Origin of the sequence: Stenotrophomonas sp. Sm10 (assembly GCF_030985515.1) — a bacterium.
GTDB classification, from domain to species: domain Bacteria; phylum Pseudomonadota; class Gammaproteobacteria; order Xanthomonadales; family Xanthomonadaceae; genus Stenotrophomonas; species Stenotrophomonas hibiscicola.
Genome location: NZ_JAPTFO010000058.1, coordinates 1 through 18,734 on the forward strand (window position 1 = coordinate 1; position 18,734 = coordinate 18,734).

Consider the following 18,734-nt stretch of genomic DNA (forward strand, 5'->3'; position numbering starts at 1 on the left):
GAGAGGACTCGAACCTCCACGGTTTTACCCGCTAGTACCTGAAACTAGTGCGTCTACCAATTCCGCCACCTGGGCGTTCCAGAGGCGCAATTGTGAAGATGAATCCGCAGGCTGTCAACGACTTCCTGAATATTTTTCGCGCAAGGCCTTCAAGACGGCCACTGACCCGTTCTGCACGCCGTCAACGGCTACCATGTAGGGCGATGACTACCAAAAAACCAAGCAAGGGCGGGAGCACCTCCCGCAGCCAGGCCCCGAAGAAGGGCGCCAAGGCGGGCACGGCCCGCGCCACCAAGCCGGGCAAGCCGTTGCCGGGCTGGTTCCCCGAATTGAGTGAAGGCGGCGCACCGCCGCGTGGCCGCAAGGTCCGCAGCAGCGACGTACCGGGCCCGGCCCCGGGCCGCAAGTTGCCGCCGACCGGCAAGGTGATCGACGATCCCTATGCCGCCCGCGAAGCCGAGAAGTACGAACAGCCCATCGCCAGCCGCGAAGCCATCCTGGCCCTGCTGGAGCGTTGCGAAGGGCCGCAGACGGCAGAGGAACTGGGCGCACGCTTGGGCCTGACCGCACCGGACCGGGCCGAGGCGCTGTCGCGCCGGCTCGGTGCCATGGTCCGTGATGGCCAGCTGGTGCAGAACCGCCGTGGCGGTTTCGCCCCGATCCAGACCCTGAACCTGGTCACCGGCGTGGTGATCGCCAACCCGGAAGGATTTGGCTTCCTGCGCCCGGTCGAGGGTGGCGACGACCTGTTCCTGCCACCGTATGAAATGCGCAAGGTCATGCATGGTGACAAGGTGCTGGCCCGTGTGACCGGCATCGACCACCGTGGCCGCCGCGAGGGCAGCATCGCCCGCGTGCTTGAGCGCGGCATGACCCGCCTGATCGGCCGTTTCAGTGTCGAGATGGGCATCAACTACGTGGTGCCCGATGACAAGCGCGTGCAGCGCAACGTACAGGTGCCGCCGGACGAGATCGGTGGCGCGCGCGACGGCCAGCTGGTGGTCTGCGAACTGACCCAGGCGCCGGACAGCCGCCGTCCGCCGATCGGCCGCATCATTGCCGTGCTCGGCGACAAGCTGACCGCCTCGCTGGTGGTGGAGACCGCCATCCACGGCCATGAACTGCCGTTCGAATTCCCGCAGGAAGTGCTGGACGAAGCGGCGTCGGTGCCGCTGGTGGTCGAACCGGCGATGATCGGCGACCGCGTCGATCTGCGCAGCATGCCGCTGGTCACCATCGACGGTGAAGATGCCAAGGACTTCGACGACGCGGTGTACTGCGAGCCGAACGTCGATGGCTTCCGGCTGGTGGTGGCGATTGCCGATGTCTCCAACTACGTCCGGCCCGGCACGCCACTGGATGAAGAAGCGCAGAAGCGCGCCACCTCGGTGTACTTCCCGGGCTTCGTGGTGCCGATGCTGCCGGAGACGCTGTCCAACGGCATCTGTTCGCTGATGCCGAAGGTCGACCGCATGTGCTTCGTCTGCGACATGCAGATCGACCGCGACGGCCTGGTCACGCATTCGCGCTTCTACGAAGCGGTGATGAACTCGCATGCGCGCCTGACCTACACCCAGGTGTGGAAGGCGGTGGGCGAGGACGATGCCGATACCAAGGCCTGGATGGGCGACCTGCTGCCGCAGGTGCAGCGCCTGCACCAGCTGTACAAGGTGCTGTCCAAGGCACGCGCCAAGCGCGGTGCCATCGAATTCGAAAGCAGTGAAGTGCGCTTCGTGCTGGACAACCGTGGTGAAGTGACCCAGGCCGGCATGCTGGTGCGCAACGACGCGCACAAGCTGATCGAGGAGTGCATGATCGCGGCCAACGTCGAGGCGGCGAAGTACCTGCTGTCGCGCCATGTGCCGGCCCCGTACCGCATCCACGAGAAGCCGCCGGAAACCAAGTACGCCGACCTGCTCGAATTCCTCAAGGAGTTCAAGCTGAGCCTGCCGCCGTGGTCGAAGGTGCGCCCGGGCGATTACACCAAGCTGCTGAAGAAGATCCGCGACCGCCCCGATGCCACGCTGCTGGAATCGGTGCTGCTGCGCAGCCAGAGCCTGGCCATCTACAGCCCGGAAAACCACGGTCATTTCGGCCTGGCACTGGAGGCGTACGCGCACTTCACCTCGCCGATCCGCCGTTACCCCGACCTGCTGGTACACCGCGCGATCAAGCACGCGTTGTCCGGCAAGCCGCTGGACAAGTTCACCTACAACGCGCGCGAAATGGCTGCGCTGGCGCTGCAGTGTTCCGAGCGTGAGCGCCGTGCCGACGAGGCCGAGCGCGAGGTCGACGAGCGTTACCGCGCGGCGTGGATGGAAAAGCACGTGGGCGGCCAGTTCGACGGCGTGATCAGCGGCGTGACCAGCTTCGGCCTGTTCGTGGAGCTGGATGAGTCGAAGGTGCAGGGTCTGGTCCACGTGACCCAGCTGCCGCAGGACTATTACAAGTTCGACGCGACCCGCAAGACGTTGACCGGCGAGCGCCGCGGCGGCAGCTACCGGTTGGGCGACCGCGTGCGCATCCTGGTGCTGAAGGCCAGCATGGAAGAGCGCAAGATCGACTTCCGCCTGGTCGAGCACAAGGGTGAGGACGAGGGCGATGGCCTGCCGCCGCTGCCGGAGCGTGGCAAGCCGGCCAAGCGTACGAAAAAGCAGTATTGAGAGACGTGCCGACCAACGGTCGGCACCCCACGTTACCTGGTAGGTGCCAACCGTTGGTTGGCACGACGCTTTGGAGGAACGCACCATGCAGGGCCAACCCGAATACAGCGGCGGCTGCCAGTGCGGCGCGATCCGCTTCCAGGCCCGTGGCGAGCTGACCCACAGTTCGATCTGCCACTGCCGCATGTGCCAGAAGGCCTTTGGTGCGTACTACGCGCCCTTGGTGTCGGTGCGGGGCGTGCAGTTCAGCTGGACCCGCGGCCAGCCGCGCTATTTCCAGTCCTCCAACGTGGTGCGGCGCGGGTTCTGCGCCGACTGCGGCACGCCGTTGACCTACGAAGCGCCCGATGGCGTGGCGGTGGCTGCCGGTGCGTTTGACGAACCCGAACGCCTGCCGCCGACGATCCAGTACGGAGTCGAGCGCAAGCTGCCCTTCGTCGACAGCCTGGCCAGCCTGCCGGCGCGACGTACCGAGGAAGACATCGCCGCGCTGGATTTCCTGGCCACGATCGTGTCCCACCAGCACCCCGACCACGACACCCCGCACTGGCCGCCGCGCAGCCGTTCAGCCGGGGGATGAACGGCCGGTAGCGCCGGGCCATGCCCGGCGAGCGCGAAGCGCGGCCGTCGCCGATGCTCTACCATAGCCACCCCCTTTCCGGTCCCCGCCCGCATGAGCAAGAACAGCCAGTGGATTGTCGGCGTCAACGCCGTCGCCTCCTCCATCGAGAACGACGCCGAGAACGTCCGCGAAGTGCTGGTCGAGGCCGGTGCGAAGAACCCGCGCCTGACCGAGATCGAGGAAAACGCCCGCCGCAAGGGCATCGACGTGCGCAAGGTGAACAGCCAGGCGCTGGACGGTGTCGGCGGTTCGGTACGCCACCAGGGCGTGGCCGCGCGCTATGCCGCCGCCCGCACTTACAGCGAGAACGAGCTGGAAGGCCTGGTCACCGCAGCCGAGGGCAAGGCCCTGCTGCTGGTGCTGGACGAAGTGCAGGACCCGCACAACCTTGGCGCCTGCCTGCGCTCGGCCGCAGCGGCCGGTGCAACCGCAGTGATCATCCCCAAGGACAAGTCGGCCACGGTGAACGCGACCGTACGCAAGACTTCGGCCGGTGCCGCCGATCTGGTCCCGGTGGTGGCGGTGACCAACCTGTCGCGCTGCCTGAAGGACCTGCAGAGGCAGGGCGTGTGGATCTATGGCCTGGCCGGCGAAGCCACCGCTTCGCTGTACCAGCTGGACCTGAAGGGCAACATCGCCCTGGTGCTGGGGGGCGAGGCCGATGGCCTGCGCCGCCTGACCCGCGAGAACTGCGATGGCCTGGTCAAGATCCCGATGCCGGGTGAGATCGAGAGCCTGAATGTCTCCGTCGCCGCCGGCGTCAGCCTGTTCGAGGCCGTGCGCCAGCGCGGCTGATCTGTAGAGCCGAGCCCACGCTCGGCGATCGCATACCCGATCAAGGAAGCAGCCGAGCATGGGCTCGGCTCCACAGTAGCCGCTACCCCGCGCTGCCGCCCAGCGCCTTGAACAGGGTCACATCGTTGTTCAGCTGGCCCTGCCGCGCGCGCGCCAGTGACAGCTCGGCATCGCGCCGGGTCTGCTGCGCTTCCAGCCAGGTGCGCAGGTCGGTCGCGCCCACGCGGTAACGCACTTCCTGCGCGCGTTCCACTTCCACCGCTTCGTCATACGACGCCTGCGAGGCCGCCACCTGCCGCGCCAGCTGCTCGCGTGCCGACAGCGCGTTGTCCACTTCCGAGAGCGCGGTGTACAGCGTCTTGCGGAAGTTGGCCGCGGCGATCTGGTAGGCGGTGCCGGCGATGTCGGTATCCAGCTGCGCGCGCTGCAGGTTGAGGAACGGCAGTGACAGGCCCGCGCCCAGCGTGGCCACCGGATTGCGCAGCACATTGCCTAGCGAGGTGGCGCTGGAACCGAGGCTGCCGGTCAGGCTCAACGCCGGGTAATACTGGGTTGCCGTGACCTTGATCGTCTTCAGGCTGTTGCGCAGGCGCAGCTCGGCCGCGCGCAGGTCGGGACGGCGGCCCAGCAGGTCGGCCGGCAACCCCTCGACGATGTCCGGGCTGCGTGCGCCCAGCAGGTCCTGCGGTTCGTCCTGCTGCGGCCAGGGCGTGCCATCCAGCAGTACGGTCAGTGCATTGCGCACTTCCACCCGCTGCTGTTCCAGCGCGCTCTGCGCCGAGCGCTGCGACTGCAGGTTCTGCAGCGCCTGGCGCACTTCCAGGCGCGATACCGCGCCGGCGTCGAAGCGGGCCTGCACCAGTTCGCGGGTACGTTCCAACCGCTCCAGGTTGGCCTGGCCGGTGGCGATGGACTGGTTGAGATAGGCCAGGTTCCAGTACTGGGTGATGGTGTCGCCGATCACCAGCAGCGCGGTGTTCTGCCGGTCTTCCTCGCTGGCTTCGGCTTCCCAGCGGGCGATGTCGCGCTGGGTGCGCAGGCGCCCCCACAGGTCCACTTCCCAGCCCAGCGAGACGCCGGTGGAATAGCTGCGGCGCCAGTCATCGGCCTGGTCGGTGGCGCGGCTGGCACTGCCGCTGACGCCCGATGACGAAGGCTGCGGCCACAGCGCATTGCTGGCCAGGCCGGCCTGCAGGCGTGAACGCTGCACGGCCAGGCCGGCGGCGGCCAGATCGCTGTTGGCGGCCAGCGCCTGCGCCACCAGACGGTCGAGGCGTTCATCGCCGAAGCCGGTCCACCAGGTGTCCTGCCGGATGTCGCGGCCGGGTGTATCCAGGCTGCTGCGCGGGCCGTCGGCCGGTGCATTGAGGGTGGCATCGCCACGCCCATACTGCGCCGCCACGGCCGGGTCATGCACCGGATAGCGGCCGACGGAGGCGCAGCCGGACAGGGCGAGTACAACCGCACCGGCCGGCAGCAGGTGCCGGGGAGCGGGGAAGGGCAGTCGGATCATCTTCTTCATTCGCGGGCCAGGGCCTCCACCGGATCGAGTTGCGCGGCGTTGCGTGCGGGCAGGAAGCCGAACGCCACGCCGATCAAGGTCGAGCAGGCGAACGCGGCAACGATCGAGGCGGTGGAGAACAGCACCTGGAAATCGCTGGCGAAGCGGCCGATCATCGAGCCCAGCAGCAGCGCCAGGCCGATGCCGAGCACGCCGCCGAGCAGGCACACCAGCACCGCCTCGATCAGGAACTGCTGGCGGATATCACTCTGCCGTGCACCCACCGCCATGCGCACCCCGATCTCACGGGTGCGCTCGGTCACCGACACCAGCATGATGTTCATCACGCCGATGCCACCGACCAGCAGTGCGATGGCGGCGATGGCACCGATCAGCAGGGTCATCGTGCGCGTGGTCTGCTCGATGGTCTGGCGGATCTCCGCGCTGTTGCTGAGGAAGAAGTCCTCGGTGCCATGGCGCAGGGTCAGCAGGCGGGTGATTGCTTCCTGCGCCGCATCCATCGGTGTGTCGTCGTCCACGCGTACGGTGATGCTGGAGACGTGGCTCTGGCCGAGCATGCGCGACATCACCGTGGTGTACGGCACCCACACGCTGAGGCTGGTACTGCCACCGAAGCCGAAACTCTGGCGCTTGGCCACGCCGACCACGCGTGCCGGCACGTTGCCGAGCAGGATCACCTGTCCGACCGGGTCGACATCGGGGAAGAACTGGGCCCGGGTGTTCTCGTCGATCACCGCCACCTGGCCCAGGCCCTTGACTGCATCGGCATCGAAGAAGCTGCCGCTGAGCAGAGTCACGCCCTTGACCCGGAAGAACTGCTCGCCGACGCCGCTGACCTGGGCGGTCGACGACTGGTTGCGATAACGCGCGGTGACCGAGGTCGATACGCTGGGGGTGGCGCTGTCCACGTAGCTCTGCTTTGCCAGTGCATCGGCATCGCTGGCCTTGAGCGTCTGCACCCGGGCCGAGCGCATGTCGCCGAAACCACGGCCGGGATAGACGTCGATGGTGTTGGTGCCGAGCGCGCTGATGTTCTGCAGGATCTGCTGCTGCGAGCCGTTGCCCAGCGCCACCACCGACACTACCGAGGCGATGCCGATGATGATGCCGAGCATGGTCAGGAAGGTCCGCAGCCGATGGGCGTTCATAGCAAGCAGCGCCATGCGGAACGCTTCGGAGAAGCGGTCTCGGGCCGCCCGCCAGCTGTTGCCGTGGGCGGCCCCGGTACTGGCTTCGCGCTGCGCACGGTAGGCCGGCGCATTCGGGTTGGCGCGGTCGGCGATGATCTCGCCATCGCGGATCTCGATGATGCGCTGTGCGTGCTGGGCCACGCTCATGTCGTGGGTGACGATGATGATGGTGTGGCCTTCGGCATGCAGTTCGCCGAGGATCGCCATCACTTCCTCACCGGATTTCGTATCGAGCGCGCCTGTGGGTTCGTCGGCCAGGATCACCTCGCCGCCGTTCATCAGCGCGCGTGCGATCGACACGCGCTGCTGCTGGCCACCTGACAGCTGGCCGGGCTTGTGATGCATGCGGTCGCCCAGGCCCAGGCGTTGCAGCAGCTGCTCGGCACGCGCATTGCGCACTGCGCCCGGGCTGCCGGCGTACACCGCCGGCACTTCCACATTGCCGCGCGCGTCGAGGTCGCCGAGCAGGTGGTAGCGCTGGAAGATGAAACCGAAATATTCGCGGCGCAGTTCGGCCAGTTCGTCCGGCGCCATCTTTCCGGTCTCGCGGCCGGCCACCTGGTAGCTGCCGCGGGTGGGGCGGTCGAGGCAGCCGAGGATGTTCATCAGTGTCGACTTGCCCGAGCCGGACTGGCCGACGATGGCCACCATCTCGCCAGCATGGATGTCGAGATTGACGTCGCGCAGCACGGCGATCACATCATCACCGGCCGGGAACTCGCGTCGCAGGTCGCGCAGGCGCAGCAGCGGCGCCGTCGTGCTCATCGGCGCGGCCCCATGCCCGGGCCGCCGACCCGCATCTGCATGCCGCCTCGGTTCCCGCCACCGGCACCGGCACCGGCACCGGCGGCGCTGGCTTCGCCGACCACCACGCGCTCGCCTTCCTTCAACCCGGACAGGATCTCGGCGGAGGCGCCATTGTTGATGCCCACCGTGACCTTGCGCGGCTGCGGCTGGCCCTTGTCGTCCAGCACCCGCACCATGCGCTCGTCGCCACGGCGCTTCGGCCCCAGCGCCACCGCCGGCACCATCAGCACGCCCTTGGCCTGCTTGAGCAGTACCGAGACCTGCGCGGTCATGTCGATGCGCAACGTGCCGTCCGGATTCTCCACGTCGAACAGCGCGTTGTAGTAGACCGCGCTGCTGGAACTGGAACTGGACGAACTGCTGGAGCTGGAGGAGCTTTCGTTGGCGATCGAGGCCGGCGCCGGATTGATCTGGCGCAGCGTGGCGTGGTACTTGCGGTCCGGGTCACCCAGCGTGGTGAAGTACACCGGCATGCCGGGCTTGATCTTGACCACGTCGGCCTCGGAGATCTCGGCATTGACGGTGACCACGTCCAGCCGCGCCAGCATCACGATGGTCGGTGCGGTCTGGTTGGCGTTCACGGTGCGGCCTTCCTCCGCCACCACCGCCACCACGGTGCCGTCCATCGGCGCGGTGATGCGGGTGTAGGCCAGGTTGGCGCGGGCGGTGCCCAGTTCTGTTTCGCGGCCCTTGATCTGCGCCTCGTAGGACTGCAGCTGGGCACGGGCGGTCTTCAACTGCGCCTCGGCGGCATCATATTCCTGGCGCGAGGTGGCTTCGGCAGCCAGCATCTGCTGCTGCCGCGCGAATTCCAGTTCGGCCTGGCGCAGGGTGGCCTGCTGCACGGCGCGCTGCGCGGTGACCTGGTCCAGCGAGGCCTGCGCGTTGAGCACCTGGTTCTGCTGGGTGGTGGCATCGATCTCGGCGATCAGGTCGCCTTCCTTCACGGTGTCGCCCAGCTGTACCTTCAGCGACTTGATCTGGCCCGAGGCCTGGGCGCCGACGCTGACCAGCTTGTAGGCGTCGATCACACCGGTGGCCTCCACTGTCTGCTCGATGTCACCACGGCTGACGGGCGCGGTCGCCACCGCCGGGACGGCGGGCTTGCGCAGCAGCCACCAGGCGGCTGCAACGACGGCAAGGGCAAGCAGGGCGACCAGTATCAGGCGACCCCGGCGGGTCGCGGGCAGCAGGCGGAACGTCACGTCGTGGCTTCACTCTCGGGGCCGCGTGGGCGGCGTTGGCGGGCATTGTGAAGACCGGGCGACAGGCGGCTCAATCCTCGGGGTATGTCTCTATGTAACACTGTCGGCAAACAGGCGTAACCACAGGTATCCCGACCATCGGTGGATACACTGGTACGCATTGCCCCGGATGCGGTTCAGCTGCCGACACGGGATGATCGCGACATGGAGACTGAAAACACGATGCATCGACTGCTGATCGTCGACGACGACAATGACATCCGCACCCTGCTGGCCGAGCAGCTCGGCCGCGCCGGCTACCAGGTGAGCACGGCGGCTGATGGCACCGCCATGCGCCAGCTGCTGGACCGTGAGCACGTGGACCTGATCGTGCTCGACCTCAACCTGCCGCGTGAGGATGGCTTGACCCTGTGCCGCGACCTGCGCGCGCGCTCGAACACGCCGGTGATCATGCTGACGGCTCGTGCCGAGCCGATTGACCGCGTGCTGGGCCTGGAGATGGGCGCCGATGACTACCTGGCCAAGCCGTTCGAGCCGCGCGAGCTGCTGGCGCGCATCCGCAATGTGCTGCGCCGGACCGAGGCGCTGCCGGCCAACCTGGAGCCATTGGCGATTCGCCGTGCGCGCTTCTCGCGCTGGGTGTTCGACCTGGAACACCGCCATCTGGTTGACCCGGACAACCGCGTGGTGGTGCTGTCCGGCGCCGAGTTCCGGCTGCTGCGGGTGTTCATTGCCCATGCCAACAAAGTGCTGTCGCGCGAGCAGCTGGTCGCGCTCAGCAGCGGGCGCAATTACGAGGCACAGGACCGTGCCATCGATCTGCAGGTCAGCCGGCTGCGCAACAAGCTGGGCGACGACGGTGGCCCGGATGGGCTGATCAAGACCGTTCGCAACGAAGGCTATGTACTGGCCTCCTCGGTGAACCTGGAATAGGCCGCGATGAAACGCCTGCGCCATTTCCTGTCCTCGATGGTCGGGCGGTTGTTCGTGATCCTGCTGCTGGGCATGAGCGTGGCCGCGATCGGCGCGACCATGCTCGCCACCTCCAAGCGGCAGCAGGAGTTCGAGCGGCAGAACCTGAACCGCATCGCCGACCGCCTGCAGGGTTACGTCAACCTGCTGGACGGCAATCCGGAACTGCGCGAGCGCCTGCTCGAGATCGGTGGGCCCAGCGTCCGCGCCCTGCAACCCGGCGCGCGCCTGGGGCGGGCCGATACAGCTCTGATGGAAGTGCTGGATGACCGGCCAGGCCCGGTCGCACGCGCGCACGTGCACTTCGCTTCATTCCGCTCCTGCATCCCCAAGCTGCAGGAACTGCTGCCGCCGCCGCCGCCCGGGCATCGCAAGCACCCGCGCGAGCGTGATCCGGCGTTCATTCCGCCCAAGTGCCGCGCGGTGGACGTAACGCTCACCGATGGCACGCTGCTGAAGCTGGCGCTGGATTCGCCGGCGGTAGCGCACAACGGCATCCTCGCCGTTGACCCGTGGTTCCTGACCCTGCTGGTGTTGGCGATCGCGGTGCTGGCCTATATCGTCGCGCGCATTGCAAGCGCGCCGCTGCAGGAGTTGGCCGCTGCCGCCGAAGACCTGGGCGACGACCTGCAGCGCGATCCCTTGCCGCTGCGCGGGCCGCGCGAAGTGCAGCGCGCCGCCGAAGCCTTCAACGCCATGCAGCACCGGCTGCAGCGGCATCTGGCCGAGCGCACGCAGATGCTGGCAGCGATCACCCACGATCTGCAGACGCCGCTGACGCGGCTGCGGCTGCGGCTGGAGAATGTCAGCGACGATGCCCTGCGTGAGCGCCTGATTGGCGATCTGGCCGCGATGCAGGCACTGGTGCGCGAGGGCCTGGAGCTGGCCCGCAGTGCCGAGAGTGCCGAGCAGCGTGCAGCACTGGACCTGGATTCGCTGCTGGAGAGCATTGTCGAGGACACCGCCGAAGGCGGCGCCGATGTGGTCTTCGAAGGCGGCAGCGGGGCGGTGCTGATGCTGCGCCCGCTGGCCATGCACCGCCTGTTCTCCAACCTGGTGGACAACGCGGTGATGTATGCGCAACGGGCGCGGGTACGGGTCGAGCGCAGTGGGGGTGCGATCACCGTGGTGGTGGCCGATGATGGCCCGGGCCTGGCCGAGGAGCAGCTGGAGGCGGTGTTTGATCCCTTCGTGCGGGTGGAAACCTCGCGTTCGCGGCAGACCGGCGGGGCCGGGCTGGGCTTGACCATCGCCCGCGCCCTGGCCGAGAAGGATGGGGCGCGGCTGTGGCTGCGCAACCGTGCCGAAGGCGGGCTGGAGGCGGTGGTGCAGTGGCCGGCCAGCGCCCAGGTGACGCCGCCGGGGCGCGCCGGCTGAGCCTTCGCAGCTGGCGATGGTGACGCGGTGGGCCGGCTTTGGCCTATCATCTGCCCAACTTCCCAGTTCCCCCCCGATGAGCCAGCCCGTTCCCGCCGGCATGCCGCTCCGCGCTGCCCGGCCGTTCCCGCACGCTGCCAGGCACGGCAGCCCTGCCTGGCCGCCGCCGCTGCACTGATGGCCGCACAGGGGGACATCCGGCGCTGGGCGGAGCGCCGCGGATCAGATATCGGTCGATGGCTGCGACAGGGCCTGCTGTGCCTGCTGCTGGCCCTCGCGCTGCCGGTGGCTGCGCAGGAAGGGGCGCCGCCGCTGCGCGACTATGCCATTGATGTATGGACCTCGCGCAATGGCCTGCCGCACAACTCGCTGCGTGACATCGCGCAGACCCCCGAAGGCCACCTGTGGTTCGCGACCTGGGAAGGCCTGGTGCGCTACAACGGCCTGGATTTCACCGTGTTCGACCGCAGCACCCGCCCGGGCCTGCGCGACAACGGCATCGGTGCGCTGTTCGTCGACCGCCAGGGTGGCTTGTGGATCAGTGATTCGCGCGGCAACGTCAGCCACCGTGGCAGCGATGGCCAGTGGCGCGTCTGGGAGCACCAGGCCGATACGCCGCAGGTGCTGATACAGTCCATGCAGATGGACAGCCAGGGCCGGCTGTGGCTGCTGTACGAGGGCAAGGGCATCGGCTATCTGACACCGGACAATGGCATCGTCTACCAGGCGCCGGCGGCCGACCTTCCGATGGCGATGAGTTTCACCAAGCTGGTGGTCGATGCGCAGGACCGGGTCTGGGTCGGTACGCTGGACGGGCTGGTGCTGCGCGACAACGACGGCGTGCTCAAACGCGCGCCCGCAGCCTGGGGACTGGGGGCCGGCAGTGGTCTTTCATGGCCCTACCGTGCGCCGGATGGTGCGCTGTGGATCGTCGCCGGCGAGCGCCTGTACCGGGTGGAAGATGACCAGCTGGTGCTGATGCACCGTCTGCCGGGGCAGCTGCACATGACCTCGATGCTGCAGGATCGCCATGGTGACCTGTGGCTGGGCACCGAGAACCAGGGCCTGCTGCGCATCTCCGCACATGGCCTGGAGCGGCTGCCGGCAGGCCTGAACCTGCCGGGCGGACGCGTGGTCAGCCTGCGCGAGGACGCCGAGGGCAGCATCTGGGTGGGCGCCAACGGCGGGCTGTACCGCCTGCGCGAAACGCTGTTCAGCAGTTACACCGAGCGCGATGGGCTCAGTGGCGACTATGTGCGCACCGTGTTCGAGGACCGCGACCGCCAGCTCTGGGTGGGCAGCGCCAGCGGCCTCGATCTGCAGACGGCCGACGGCCGCTTCCGTGCGATGCCCCTGCACAACCGCGGTGGCAAGGCACCTTCGGTGCTCAGCCTGGCGCAGGGACCGGACGGTGACCTGTGGGTCGGCACGTTCGGCGATGGCGTCTACCGTCTTGGTCCCGACGGCCGGCTGCGGCACAACTACGCCGCTGCCGATGGCATGCCGGGCGGCAACATCCGCGCGATCAGCGTAGACCCGCAGGGCGTGGTCTGGGCCGGCACGCAGAAGGGCGTGGTCCGCATCGACGGCGACCGTGTGCAGGTATCAAGCATGGCGGGCATGCCCGGCGGCCTGATCACCGCGCTTGAGCACGATCATCAGGGCAACCTGTGGATCGGCACCATCGAGGGAATCCGCGTGCTGCGCGGCGACCACGTGCAGTCGATCGACCTCGCGCCGATGGGCGGTGGCCGCAGCGTGTTCGGCTTCCACCAGCTGGGCGACGCGATGTGGATCAGCAGCGACCGTGGCCTGTACCGCTGGCGGAACGGGATGCTGGCGCGGGTGGGGCTCGAGCAGGGTATGCCGGTGGACGCGGTGTTCCAGCTGGTGCCTGATCGTCTTGGCAACGTGTGGGTCAGCAGCAACCGAGGCGTGCTGCGCACCGACATGGCTACCCTGAACGCGGTGGCCGATGGCCGAGCACCCCGGGTGATGGTGGAGCGCTACAACGAGATCGACGGCATGGCCAATGCGCAGGCAAACGGCAGCTCGGGGCCTTCGGCGATCCTGCGCCAGGACGGCACGTTCTGGGTGGTGACTGCCGGTGGCCTGAGCACGGTTGATCCGCAGCGCCTGCAGCGCTTCCGCGAGCGGCCATCGCCGCCCGCCGCGATCGAGAGCGTGCAGGTGGATGGCGCGCCGGTGCATTGGGAAGGACCGGATCGCAACGCCATTCCCGGTGGCCGCCGCCTGGCGGTCAGCTATGTCGGCCTGAGCTACCTGATGTCTGACCGGATCCGTTACCGCACGCGGTTGGATGGGCTTGATGCCGGCTGGGTCGAGCGCGGCCCGCAGCGCAGCGTGGAGTTCGTCGGCCTGCCGCCGGGCGAATACACCCTGCACGTGGCGGCGGCACATCCCGGTGGCAGCTGGGGCCAGCAGGAGGCGGTGTGGAGCTTCACCGTGGAGCCGTTCTGGTGGCAGCGACGCAGCGTGCAGGTGCTGGGGGCACTGGTGCTGCTGACCGGGCTGGTGGCGCTGTACCGCTTGCTGCTGCAGCAGTTGAAGGCCAGCAACCTGCGCCTGGCACGTCGGGTTGACGAAGCAACTTTCGACCTGCAGGCCAAGACCGTGCACCTGCAGGCGTTGAACCAGGAAAAGACCGAACTGGCCGAGCGCCTGGCACGCCAGGCTGAGGCATTTGAACGGCAGGCCCGCGAGGATGCACTGACCGGCCTGCCCAATCGCCGCGCCTTCGACGAAACCCTTGCCCGCGACTTCGCCCGTTCGCAGCGCAGTGGTCATCCACTGTGCCTGGTGGTGCTGGATATCGACCACTTCAAGGACGTCAACGACCGCCACAGCCACAGCATCGGCGATGCCGTGCTGGTGCAGGTGGCGCGCTTGATCGCCGCGGCCTGCCGCGATTCGGACCTGCCGGCGCGCACCGGCGGTGAAGAGTTCGCGCTGCTGCTCAACGACACCCGCCTGGAAGAGGCCGCACAGCTGTGCGCACGCCTGCGCGGCCTGTTCCATGACCACCCGGACTGGGCCGGTGTGGAAGGCCTGCGCGTGACCTTCAGCGCGGGCCTGGTGGAGCTGGATGCCGACGACCGCACCCCGGCGCTGCTGTACCAGCGCGCAGACCGCGCACTGTACCGCGCCAAGAGCGATGGCCGCGATCGTACGAGTATTGGTTGATCGGATCCAGGCGTGGCGTGGATCTACCGTGCGGTGAGTGGTGGGTGCGGACCGTTGGTCCGCACTGCGTGGATGCGGTTGCGCCGTTGGCTGCCTTACCGCGGCCAGGCGTTGGCGATGGTGCAGAACAGCCGCGCGGTCTGTTCGGTGTCATACACCGCGCTGTGTGCCTCGTTGGCATCCCAGCCCAGCCCCGCGGCCGTGGCGGCGCGCGCCAGCACGGTCTGCCCGTAGGCGATGCCGGCCAGGGTGACCGTGTCGAACACGCTGAACGGATGGAACGGGTTGCGCTTGTGACCGGTGCGGGCCACGGCGGCGTTGACGAAGCCAAGGTCGAAATGGGCGTTGTGGCCGACCAGGATCGCGCGCTGGCAGCCGTATTTCTTCATTGCTGCGCGCACCGGGGTGAAGATGTGGTCCAGTGCGGCCTTTTCTTCCTTGGCCAGCCGGAACGGATGGTCGAGGATGATGCCGGTCACTTCCAGCGACTTCGGGTCGATCTCCAGGCCTTCGGCCGGCACTACATGGGCGCTGGCGGTCTGGCCCGGGTACAGCAGGCCGTTCTCGTCCATCTCGATCGGCACTGCGGCTATTTCCAGCAGCGCGTTGCGCTGGCTGTCGAAGCCGCCGGTTTCCACATCCACCACCACCGGCAGGAAACCGCGGAAGCGTTGTGACATCGCGCGCTGCGCCTGGGATACTGCGGAATCGGGAGCGGCGGCAGGTGCGGGAATGGGGTCGGTCATGCGTGAATTCTAGCAGAGCGACCCTGAGCGCCCGGCCACGCAGCCCATGCCCGCCACCGTGGCAGAACCCGGTAGGTGCCAGCCTTGGTTGGCACGCGATGCGCCGACCAAGGTCGGATCTACCGGACCGCGGGACGTGCCGTCGTACCCGACGGATGCCACCGCCACAGCAACGCATCCACGCTCAGCCTGCCTGCGCCGGTGAAGACCAGCGGCAGCAGCATCGCCATGAACAGCACCGGCAGCTTGAAGTTGCCGTAGCCCTGGTCGCTGATCGCATACCCCATCGCGAGGTCGCCCAGCGAGTTCCATTGCATCGGCCAGTGCACGGCGTAGGTGGCCACCACGGTCAGCACCAGCAGGCTGGCAGCGGCAAAACGGGTACCAAAACCGAACAGCAGGCAGGCTGCGCCGAGCAGTTCAAACCAGGTGGCCAGTTGCCAGTTCAGGGCAGCGGGCAGCTGGTTGAACGGAAACGGGAAGGCGTCCTGCAGATCGGCGAACCAGTTCTGGCCTTGCAGTTTCTCGCGGCCGGATTCGAAGTATTCCCAGGCCAGCAGCAGCCGCAGGCCGAGCGGGGCCAACCAGGGGGCGAGACGGTCCAGCTGGCCACGCGCGGTGGCCAGGGGCGGGAGCTTCATCGGTGCATCTCCGGGGCGGGGAAGGGAGGTGTCAGGCAGGTGCGGTCAAAGGGCCGATCACGCCGGCCCGCAGGAACTGCTGCAACAGCGCGGCACCGGGTTCGGCCAGCGCCTGTTCGGCCAGGCCATGCGCGGCGGCCAGTTGCTTCAGATAGGCATGTCCATCGAGGCCGGGCTGCTCCCCGATGCTGGACAGCAGGTACACCGCCAGCGGGCTGAGTACGGCGAAGCGCACCTCGCCATCGGCCTCGCGACGCACCAGCAGGCCGGTCGGCTCGGCCGGCAACTGGGTAGGTGCGTCCTCGGCGCCGAGGCGGTGCACCGGCCATTGGTACAGCAGCGGCCACGCCAGCGGTGAGCGCTGCAGCGGCACCCGCAGCGGGTCGATGTCCGCTACGACCGGCAGCGGTTCGGCGTCCAGTTGGTACAGCGCGGTTTCCACCCACTCGTAGTGGGCCAGTTCGGCCAGCGCAGGGTGTGGCAGCTGCGGCTGTGCCTGCAGCCACTGCACGAATTCGGCGGCCAGTTCGGTGAACAGCGGCGTCTGGCAGCGATGGGTTGCGAAGTAGTGGCGCACCAGTCCGCTCCAGGCTGATACGCCGAGCAGGCGCACGCAGACCGGAAAGCCGTTGCTCAACAGGCCGAGCAGGTTGTTGAACAGCAGCCGCTGGTAGACCGCGACGCGCCGTGGCTCCAGCCCGCCCGGTGGCGGCACGCCCTGGGGATCTCGCAGATAGGCGGTGAATGCGTGCTGCTGCGCACGCAGCGTGGCGGGGGTATCAGCCATATGCCGCCTCCGCGTGCACGGCCTGCAGGCGGCGGATGGTCTGCAGTTCGCCGCGCAGTTCGGCATAGGGCGGGAAATTGAAATCGCGTTCGAGCAGGGTGGGGCGAGCGCCGATGCGCGCATAGGTGCGTGCCAGCAGCTCCCAGACCGGGTCGATCACCGCGCTGCCGTGGGTATCGATCTTCAGGTCCGGTGCCTCGTCCAGGTGCCCGGCCACGTGCAGGCAGACGATGCGGTCTGCGGGCAGGCCAGCGATGAACGCGTCGGCGTCGTAACCGTGGTTGCAGGCGTTGACGTAGACGTTGTTGACGTCCAGCAGCAGGTCGCAGTCGGCTTCGGCAAGCACGGCGTTGGTGAAGGCCAGTTCGTCCATCGCCGGTTCCGGTGCCAGGTAGTAGGACACGTTTTCCACCGCGATGCGGCGACCCAGCACGTCCTGCACGCGGGCGATGCGTGCGGCGGTATGGCGCACCGCTTCATCGGTGAAGGGGATCGGCAGCAGGTCGTACAGGTGGCCGTCGTCGCTGCAGTAGCTCAGGTGTTCGCTGTACAGCGGCACGCGGTGTTTTTCCAGGAACTGGCCAACCTGCTCCAACAGCTGCGTATCCAGTGGCGCAGTGCCGCCCAGCGACAGGGACAGGCCGTGGCAGCTCAGCGGATGGCGCTGTGCCAGCTCGGCCAGTGCGTCACCGGCGGGGCCGCCGACATGGATCCAGTTCTCCGGCGCGCATTCGAGGAAATCGAAATCGCTAGCCGGTGCATCGCGCAGCTCCTGCAACAGCGCCCGGCGCAGCCCCAACCCGACGGCCGCCGCACGAAGCGGCGACCGTAGGTTGGCGATGCTGGCGCGGACCTCAGTGCTTGCCACCGCACTTGCCTTCGCCACACTTGCCTTCGGCGGCCTTCTTGTCGCCGGCCTGAGCCTTGGCGCCTGCTGCCGCACCGGCAGCCTTGCCCTTGTCGGCGCCGCACTTGCCTTCGGCGGACTTGCCATCTGCGCCACACTTGCCTTCTGCATGCTTGGCGGCCTCTGCGGAGGTCTTGGCTTCGGCGCCCTTGGCATCGGTGCTGGCCTTGGCAGCCTGGCCAGCCACCAGATAGCCCTGGGCCAGGTCGCTCATGCTCAGCGCCGAGGCATTGGCGGTGATGCCAAGGCCGGCGGCCAGGGCGGTAGCAGTCAGCAGGGACAGGGTCTTGTTGGAACTGCTCATCGGTCGTGCTCCTGGGTGGTGTGGGCGGGTGCCCGGGTGGCCGGCAGGGATGCCGGTGGAAACGATGGTGCAGCGATCCTACTCAACGAATCCTCGCCAAGACCTCAAATTTTCGTGAGGTTTGTTACAGAAGGGGAACACGGTTCCCGGTGGATCCACGCCATGCGTGGATGAATCGCCGGAACGCCCAGAAACAAGAAGGCCGCTGTCACCAGGACAGCGGCCACCTTGGAGTCGACTCCGGTGTTGCAGTGCAGCGTCAGGGCTGGCCGGTGCTGGAGGTCTCGTCGCGCTTCTCACGCGGCGGCAGCGGCTGCTCCCCGTGCACCAGGAACCATACGTTCTCGGCGATGTTGGTGGCGTGGTCGCCCACGCGCTCCAGGTTCTTGGCCATGAACAGCAGGTGCGTGCACGGGGTGATGTTGCGCGGGTCTTCCATCATGTAGGTCAGCAGCTCGCGGAACAGCGCGGTGTACTGCGCGTCCAGGCGGGCGTCGTCCTCGCGCAGTTCCAGTGCGGCGTCGGCGTCGTTGTCGCGGTAGGCGGCAATGGCACGACGGACCTGCTGCGCGGCCAGGCGGCCCAGCGCACGCAGGCCCTGGATCTGCGGCAGCGGCGGCACCTTGCCCAGCGCGATCGAACGCTTGGCCACGTTCGCTGCATAGTCGCCGATGCGTTCGATGTCGGCCGGGATGCGCAGGCCAGCGAGGATCTCGCGCAGGTCGCGCGCCATCGGGCCACGCAGGGCCAGGCGCATCACGTCATGGCTGATCTGCTGCTCCAGCGCATCAATGGCTTCGTCGTTGGCGATGATGCGATGGGCGGCGTTCTCGTCGCGCTTCTCGATCACGTCCATCGACGCTTCGAGCTGGGCGACGGCCATCTCGCCCATGCGCACGATTTCGGCCACCAGGCGCTGCTGCTCTTCGTCGTAGCTCTTGACGATGTGGTCGTTGGGAAGGTTCATGGTCTGAAATCCGGGTGGAGCCAGG

15 protein-coding genes are annotated in these 18,734 nt (G+C 67.8%); 6 read left to right on the forward strand and 9 right to left on the reverse strand.

Annotation, left to right across the window (positions count from 1 at the left end):
- Positions 1–203 precede the first annotated feature (203 nt).
- From rnr to rlmB, 3 genes are all read left to right on the forward strand, one after another.
- The gene (rnr, locus tag O0J15_RS15210; RefSeq protein WP_308305893.1) at positions 204–2,663 is read left to right on the forward strand and encodes a ribonuclease R; all 2,460 of its coding nucleotides are present in this window, start codon (positions 204–206) and stop codon (positions 2,661–2,663) included.
- 85 nt (positions 2,664–2,748) lie between these two features.
- Positions 2,749–3,243, forward strand: a complete 495-nt coding sequence (locus O0J15_RS15215) for a GFA family protein (RefSeq protein WP_019659092.1) — start codon at positions 2,749–2,751, stop codon at positions 3,241–3,243.
- Between the two features lie 93 nt (positions 3,244–3,336).
- Positions 3,337–4,080 (forward strand): 23S rRNA (guanosine(2251)-2'-O)-methyltransferase RlmB, encoded by a 744-nt coding sequence (gene rlmB / locus O0J15_RS15220; RefSeq protein WP_206621765.1) that lies wholly within the window; start codon positions 3,337–3,339, stop codon positions 4,078–4,080.
- Between the two features lie 82 nt (positions 4,081–4,162).
- Here rlmB and O0J15_RS15225 read toward each other — a convergent pair whose 3' ends face one another.
- From O0J15_RS15225 to O0J15_RS15235, 3 genes are read right to left on the reverse strand one after another with little or no spacing between them, the layout of a single operon-like run.
- Positions 4,163–5,602, reverse strand: a complete 1,440-nt coding sequence (locus tag O0J15_RS15225) for an efflux transporter outer membrane subunit (RefSeq protein WP_058979458.1) — start codon at positions 5,600–5,602, stop codon at positions 4,163–4,165.
- Positions 5,599–7,557: a MacB family efflux pump subunit gene (locus O0J15_RS15230; RefSeq protein ID WP_308305894.1), complete on the reverse strand. Its 1,959-nt coding sequence runs from the start codon at positions 7,555–7,557 to the stop codon at positions 5,599–5,601. The genes O0J15_RS15225 and O0J15_RS15230 overlap by 4 nt, the downstream gene beginning before the upstream one ends.
- Complete coding sequence (locus tag O0J15_RS15235) at positions 7,554–8,804, reverse strand: efflux RND transporter periplasmic adaptor subunit (RefSeq protein WP_227843967.1); 1,251 nt, start codon at positions 8,802–8,804, stop codon at positions 7,554–7,556. Before O0J15_RS15235 ends, O0J15_RS15230 begins: the two co-directional genes overlap by 4 nt.
- A gap of 204 nt (positions 8,805–9,008) precedes the next feature.
- On the opposite strand from O0J15_RS15235, the gene O0J15_RS15240 reads away from it, so the two are divergent.
- The 3 genes from O0J15_RS15240 (at position 9,009) to O0J15_RS15250 (ending at position 14,357) form a co-directional block, all read left to right on the forward strand.
- Positions 9,009–9,737 (forward strand): response regulator, encoded by a 729-nt coding sequence (locus O0J15_RS15240; protein WP_019659087.1) that lies wholly within the window; start codon positions 9,009–9,011, stop codon positions 9,735–9,737.
- A 6-nt stretch (positions 9,738–9,743) separates the two neighbouring features.
- Positions 9,744–11,153, forward strand: a complete 1,410-nt coding sequence (locus O0J15_RS15245) for an ATP-binding protein (RefSeq protein WP_308305895.1) — start codon at positions 9,744–9,746, stop codon at positions 11,151–11,153.
- 177 nt (positions 11,154–11,330) lie between these two features.
- Complete coding sequence (locus O0J15_RS15250; protein ID WP_021204121.1) at positions 11,331–14,357, forward strand: ligand-binding sensor domain-containing diguanylate cyclase; 3,027 nt, start codon at positions 11,331–11,333, stop codon at positions 14,355–14,357.
- 95 nt (positions 14,358–14,452) lie between these two features.
- On the opposite strand, the gene rnt is transcribed toward O0J15_RS15250, so the two are convergent.
- The 6 genes from rnt to phoU all read right to left on the reverse strand — a co-directional run bounded on the left by rnt (position 14,453) and on the right by phoU (position 18,709).
- Positions 14,453–15,103, reverse strand: a complete 651-nt coding sequence (gene rnt / locus O0J15_RS15255; RefSeq protein WP_019659084.1) for a ribonuclease T — start codon at positions 15,101–15,103, stop codon at positions 14,453–14,455.
- 119 nt (positions 15,104–15,222) lie between these two features.
- Positions 15,223–15,744, reverse strand: a complete 522-nt coding sequence (locus O0J15_RS15260; RefSeq protein ID WP_019659083.1) for a DoxX family protein — start codon at positions 15,742–15,744, stop codon at positions 15,223–15,225.
- A 31-nt stretch (positions 15,745–15,775) separates the two neighbouring features.
- Complete coding sequence (locus O0J15_RS15265) at positions 15,776–16,531, reverse strand: DUF2063 domain-containing protein (protein ID WP_134734947.1); 756 nt, start codon at positions 16,529–16,531, stop codon at positions 15,776–15,778.
- Positions 16,524–17,399 carry a DUF692 domain-containing protein gene (locus O0J15_RS15270; RefSeq protein WP_058979472.1) on the reverse strand — a complete coding sequence of 292 codons (876 nt, stop codon included), beginning with the start codon at positions 17,397–17,399 and terminating at the stop codon, positions 16,524–16,526. Before O0J15_RS15270 ends, O0J15_RS15265 begins: the two co-directional genes overlap by 8 nt.
- Positions 17,386–17,742 carry a hypothetical protein gene (locus O0J15_RS15275; RefSeq protein WP_058979473.1) on the reverse strand — a complete coding sequence of 119 codons (357 nt, stop codon included), beginning with the start codon at positions 17,740–17,742 and terminating at the stop codon, positions 17,386–17,388. The genes O0J15_RS15270 and O0J15_RS15275 overlap by 14 nt, the downstream gene beginning before the upstream one ends.
- A 259-nt stretch (positions 17,743–18,001) precedes the next feature.
- Positions 18,002–18,709 (reverse strand): phosphate signaling complex protein PhoU, encoded by a 708-nt coding sequence (gene phoU, locus O0J15_RS15280; protein WP_005408787.1) that lies wholly within the window; start codon positions 18,707–18,709, stop codon positions 18,002–18,004.
- Positions 18,710–18,734: the final 25 nt, after the last annotated feature.

Bases quoted from the DNA above. Each gene is read 5' to 3' on its own strand.
- O0J15_RS15250 (WP_021204121.1), top strand. From the start codon at position 11,331: ATGGCCGCACAGGGGGACATCCGGCGCTGGGCGGAGCGCCGCGGATCA.
- rnr (WP_308305893.1), top strand. From the start codon at position 204: ATGACTACCAAAAAACCAAGCAAGGGCGGGAGCACCTCCCGCAGCCAG.
- O0J15_RS15260 (WP_019659083.1), bottom strand. From the start codon at position 15,744: ATGAAGCTCCCGCCCCTGGCCACCGCGCGTGGCCAGCTGGACCGTCTC.
- O0J15_RS15275 (WP_058979473.1), bottom strand. From the start codon at position 17,742: ATGAGCAGTTCCAACAAGACCCTGTCCCTGCTGACTGCTACCGCCCTG.
- O0J15_RS15265 (WP_134734947.1), bottom strand. From the start codon at position 16,531: ATGGCTGATACCCCCGCCACGCTGCGTGCGCAGCAGCACGCATTCACC.
- rnt (WP_019659084.1), bottom strand. From the start codon at position 15,103: ATGACCGACCCCATTCCCGCACCTGCCGCCGCTCCCGATTCCGCAGTA.
- O0J15_RS15225 (WP_058979458.1), bottom strand. From the start codon at position 5,602: ATGAAGAAGATGATCCGACTGCCCTTCCCCGCTCCCCGGCACCTGCTG.
- O0J15_RS15230 (WP_308305894.1), bottom strand. From the start codon at position 7,557: ATGAGCACGACGGCGCCGCTGCTGCGCCTGCGCGACCTGCGACGCGAG.
- rlmB (WP_206621765.1), top strand. From the start codon at position 3,337: ATGAGCAAGAACAGCCAGTGGATTGTCGGCGTCAACGCCGTCGCCTCC.
- O0J15_RS15240 (WP_019659087.1), top strand. From the start codon at position 9,009: ATGGAGACTGAAAACACGATGCATCGACTGCTGATCGTCGACGACGAC.
- O0J15_RS15245 (WP_308305895.1), top strand. From the start codon at position 9,744: ATGAAACGCCTGCGCCATTTCCTGTCCTCGATGGTCGGGCGGTTGTTC.
- O0J15_RS15215 (WP_019659092.1), top strand. From the start codon at position 2,749: ATGCAGGGCCAACCCGAATACAGCGGCGGCTGCCAGTGCGGCGCGATC.
- phoU (WP_005408787.1), bottom strand. From the start codon at position 18,709: ATGAACCTTCCCAACGACCACATCGTCAAGAGCTACGACGAAGAGCAG.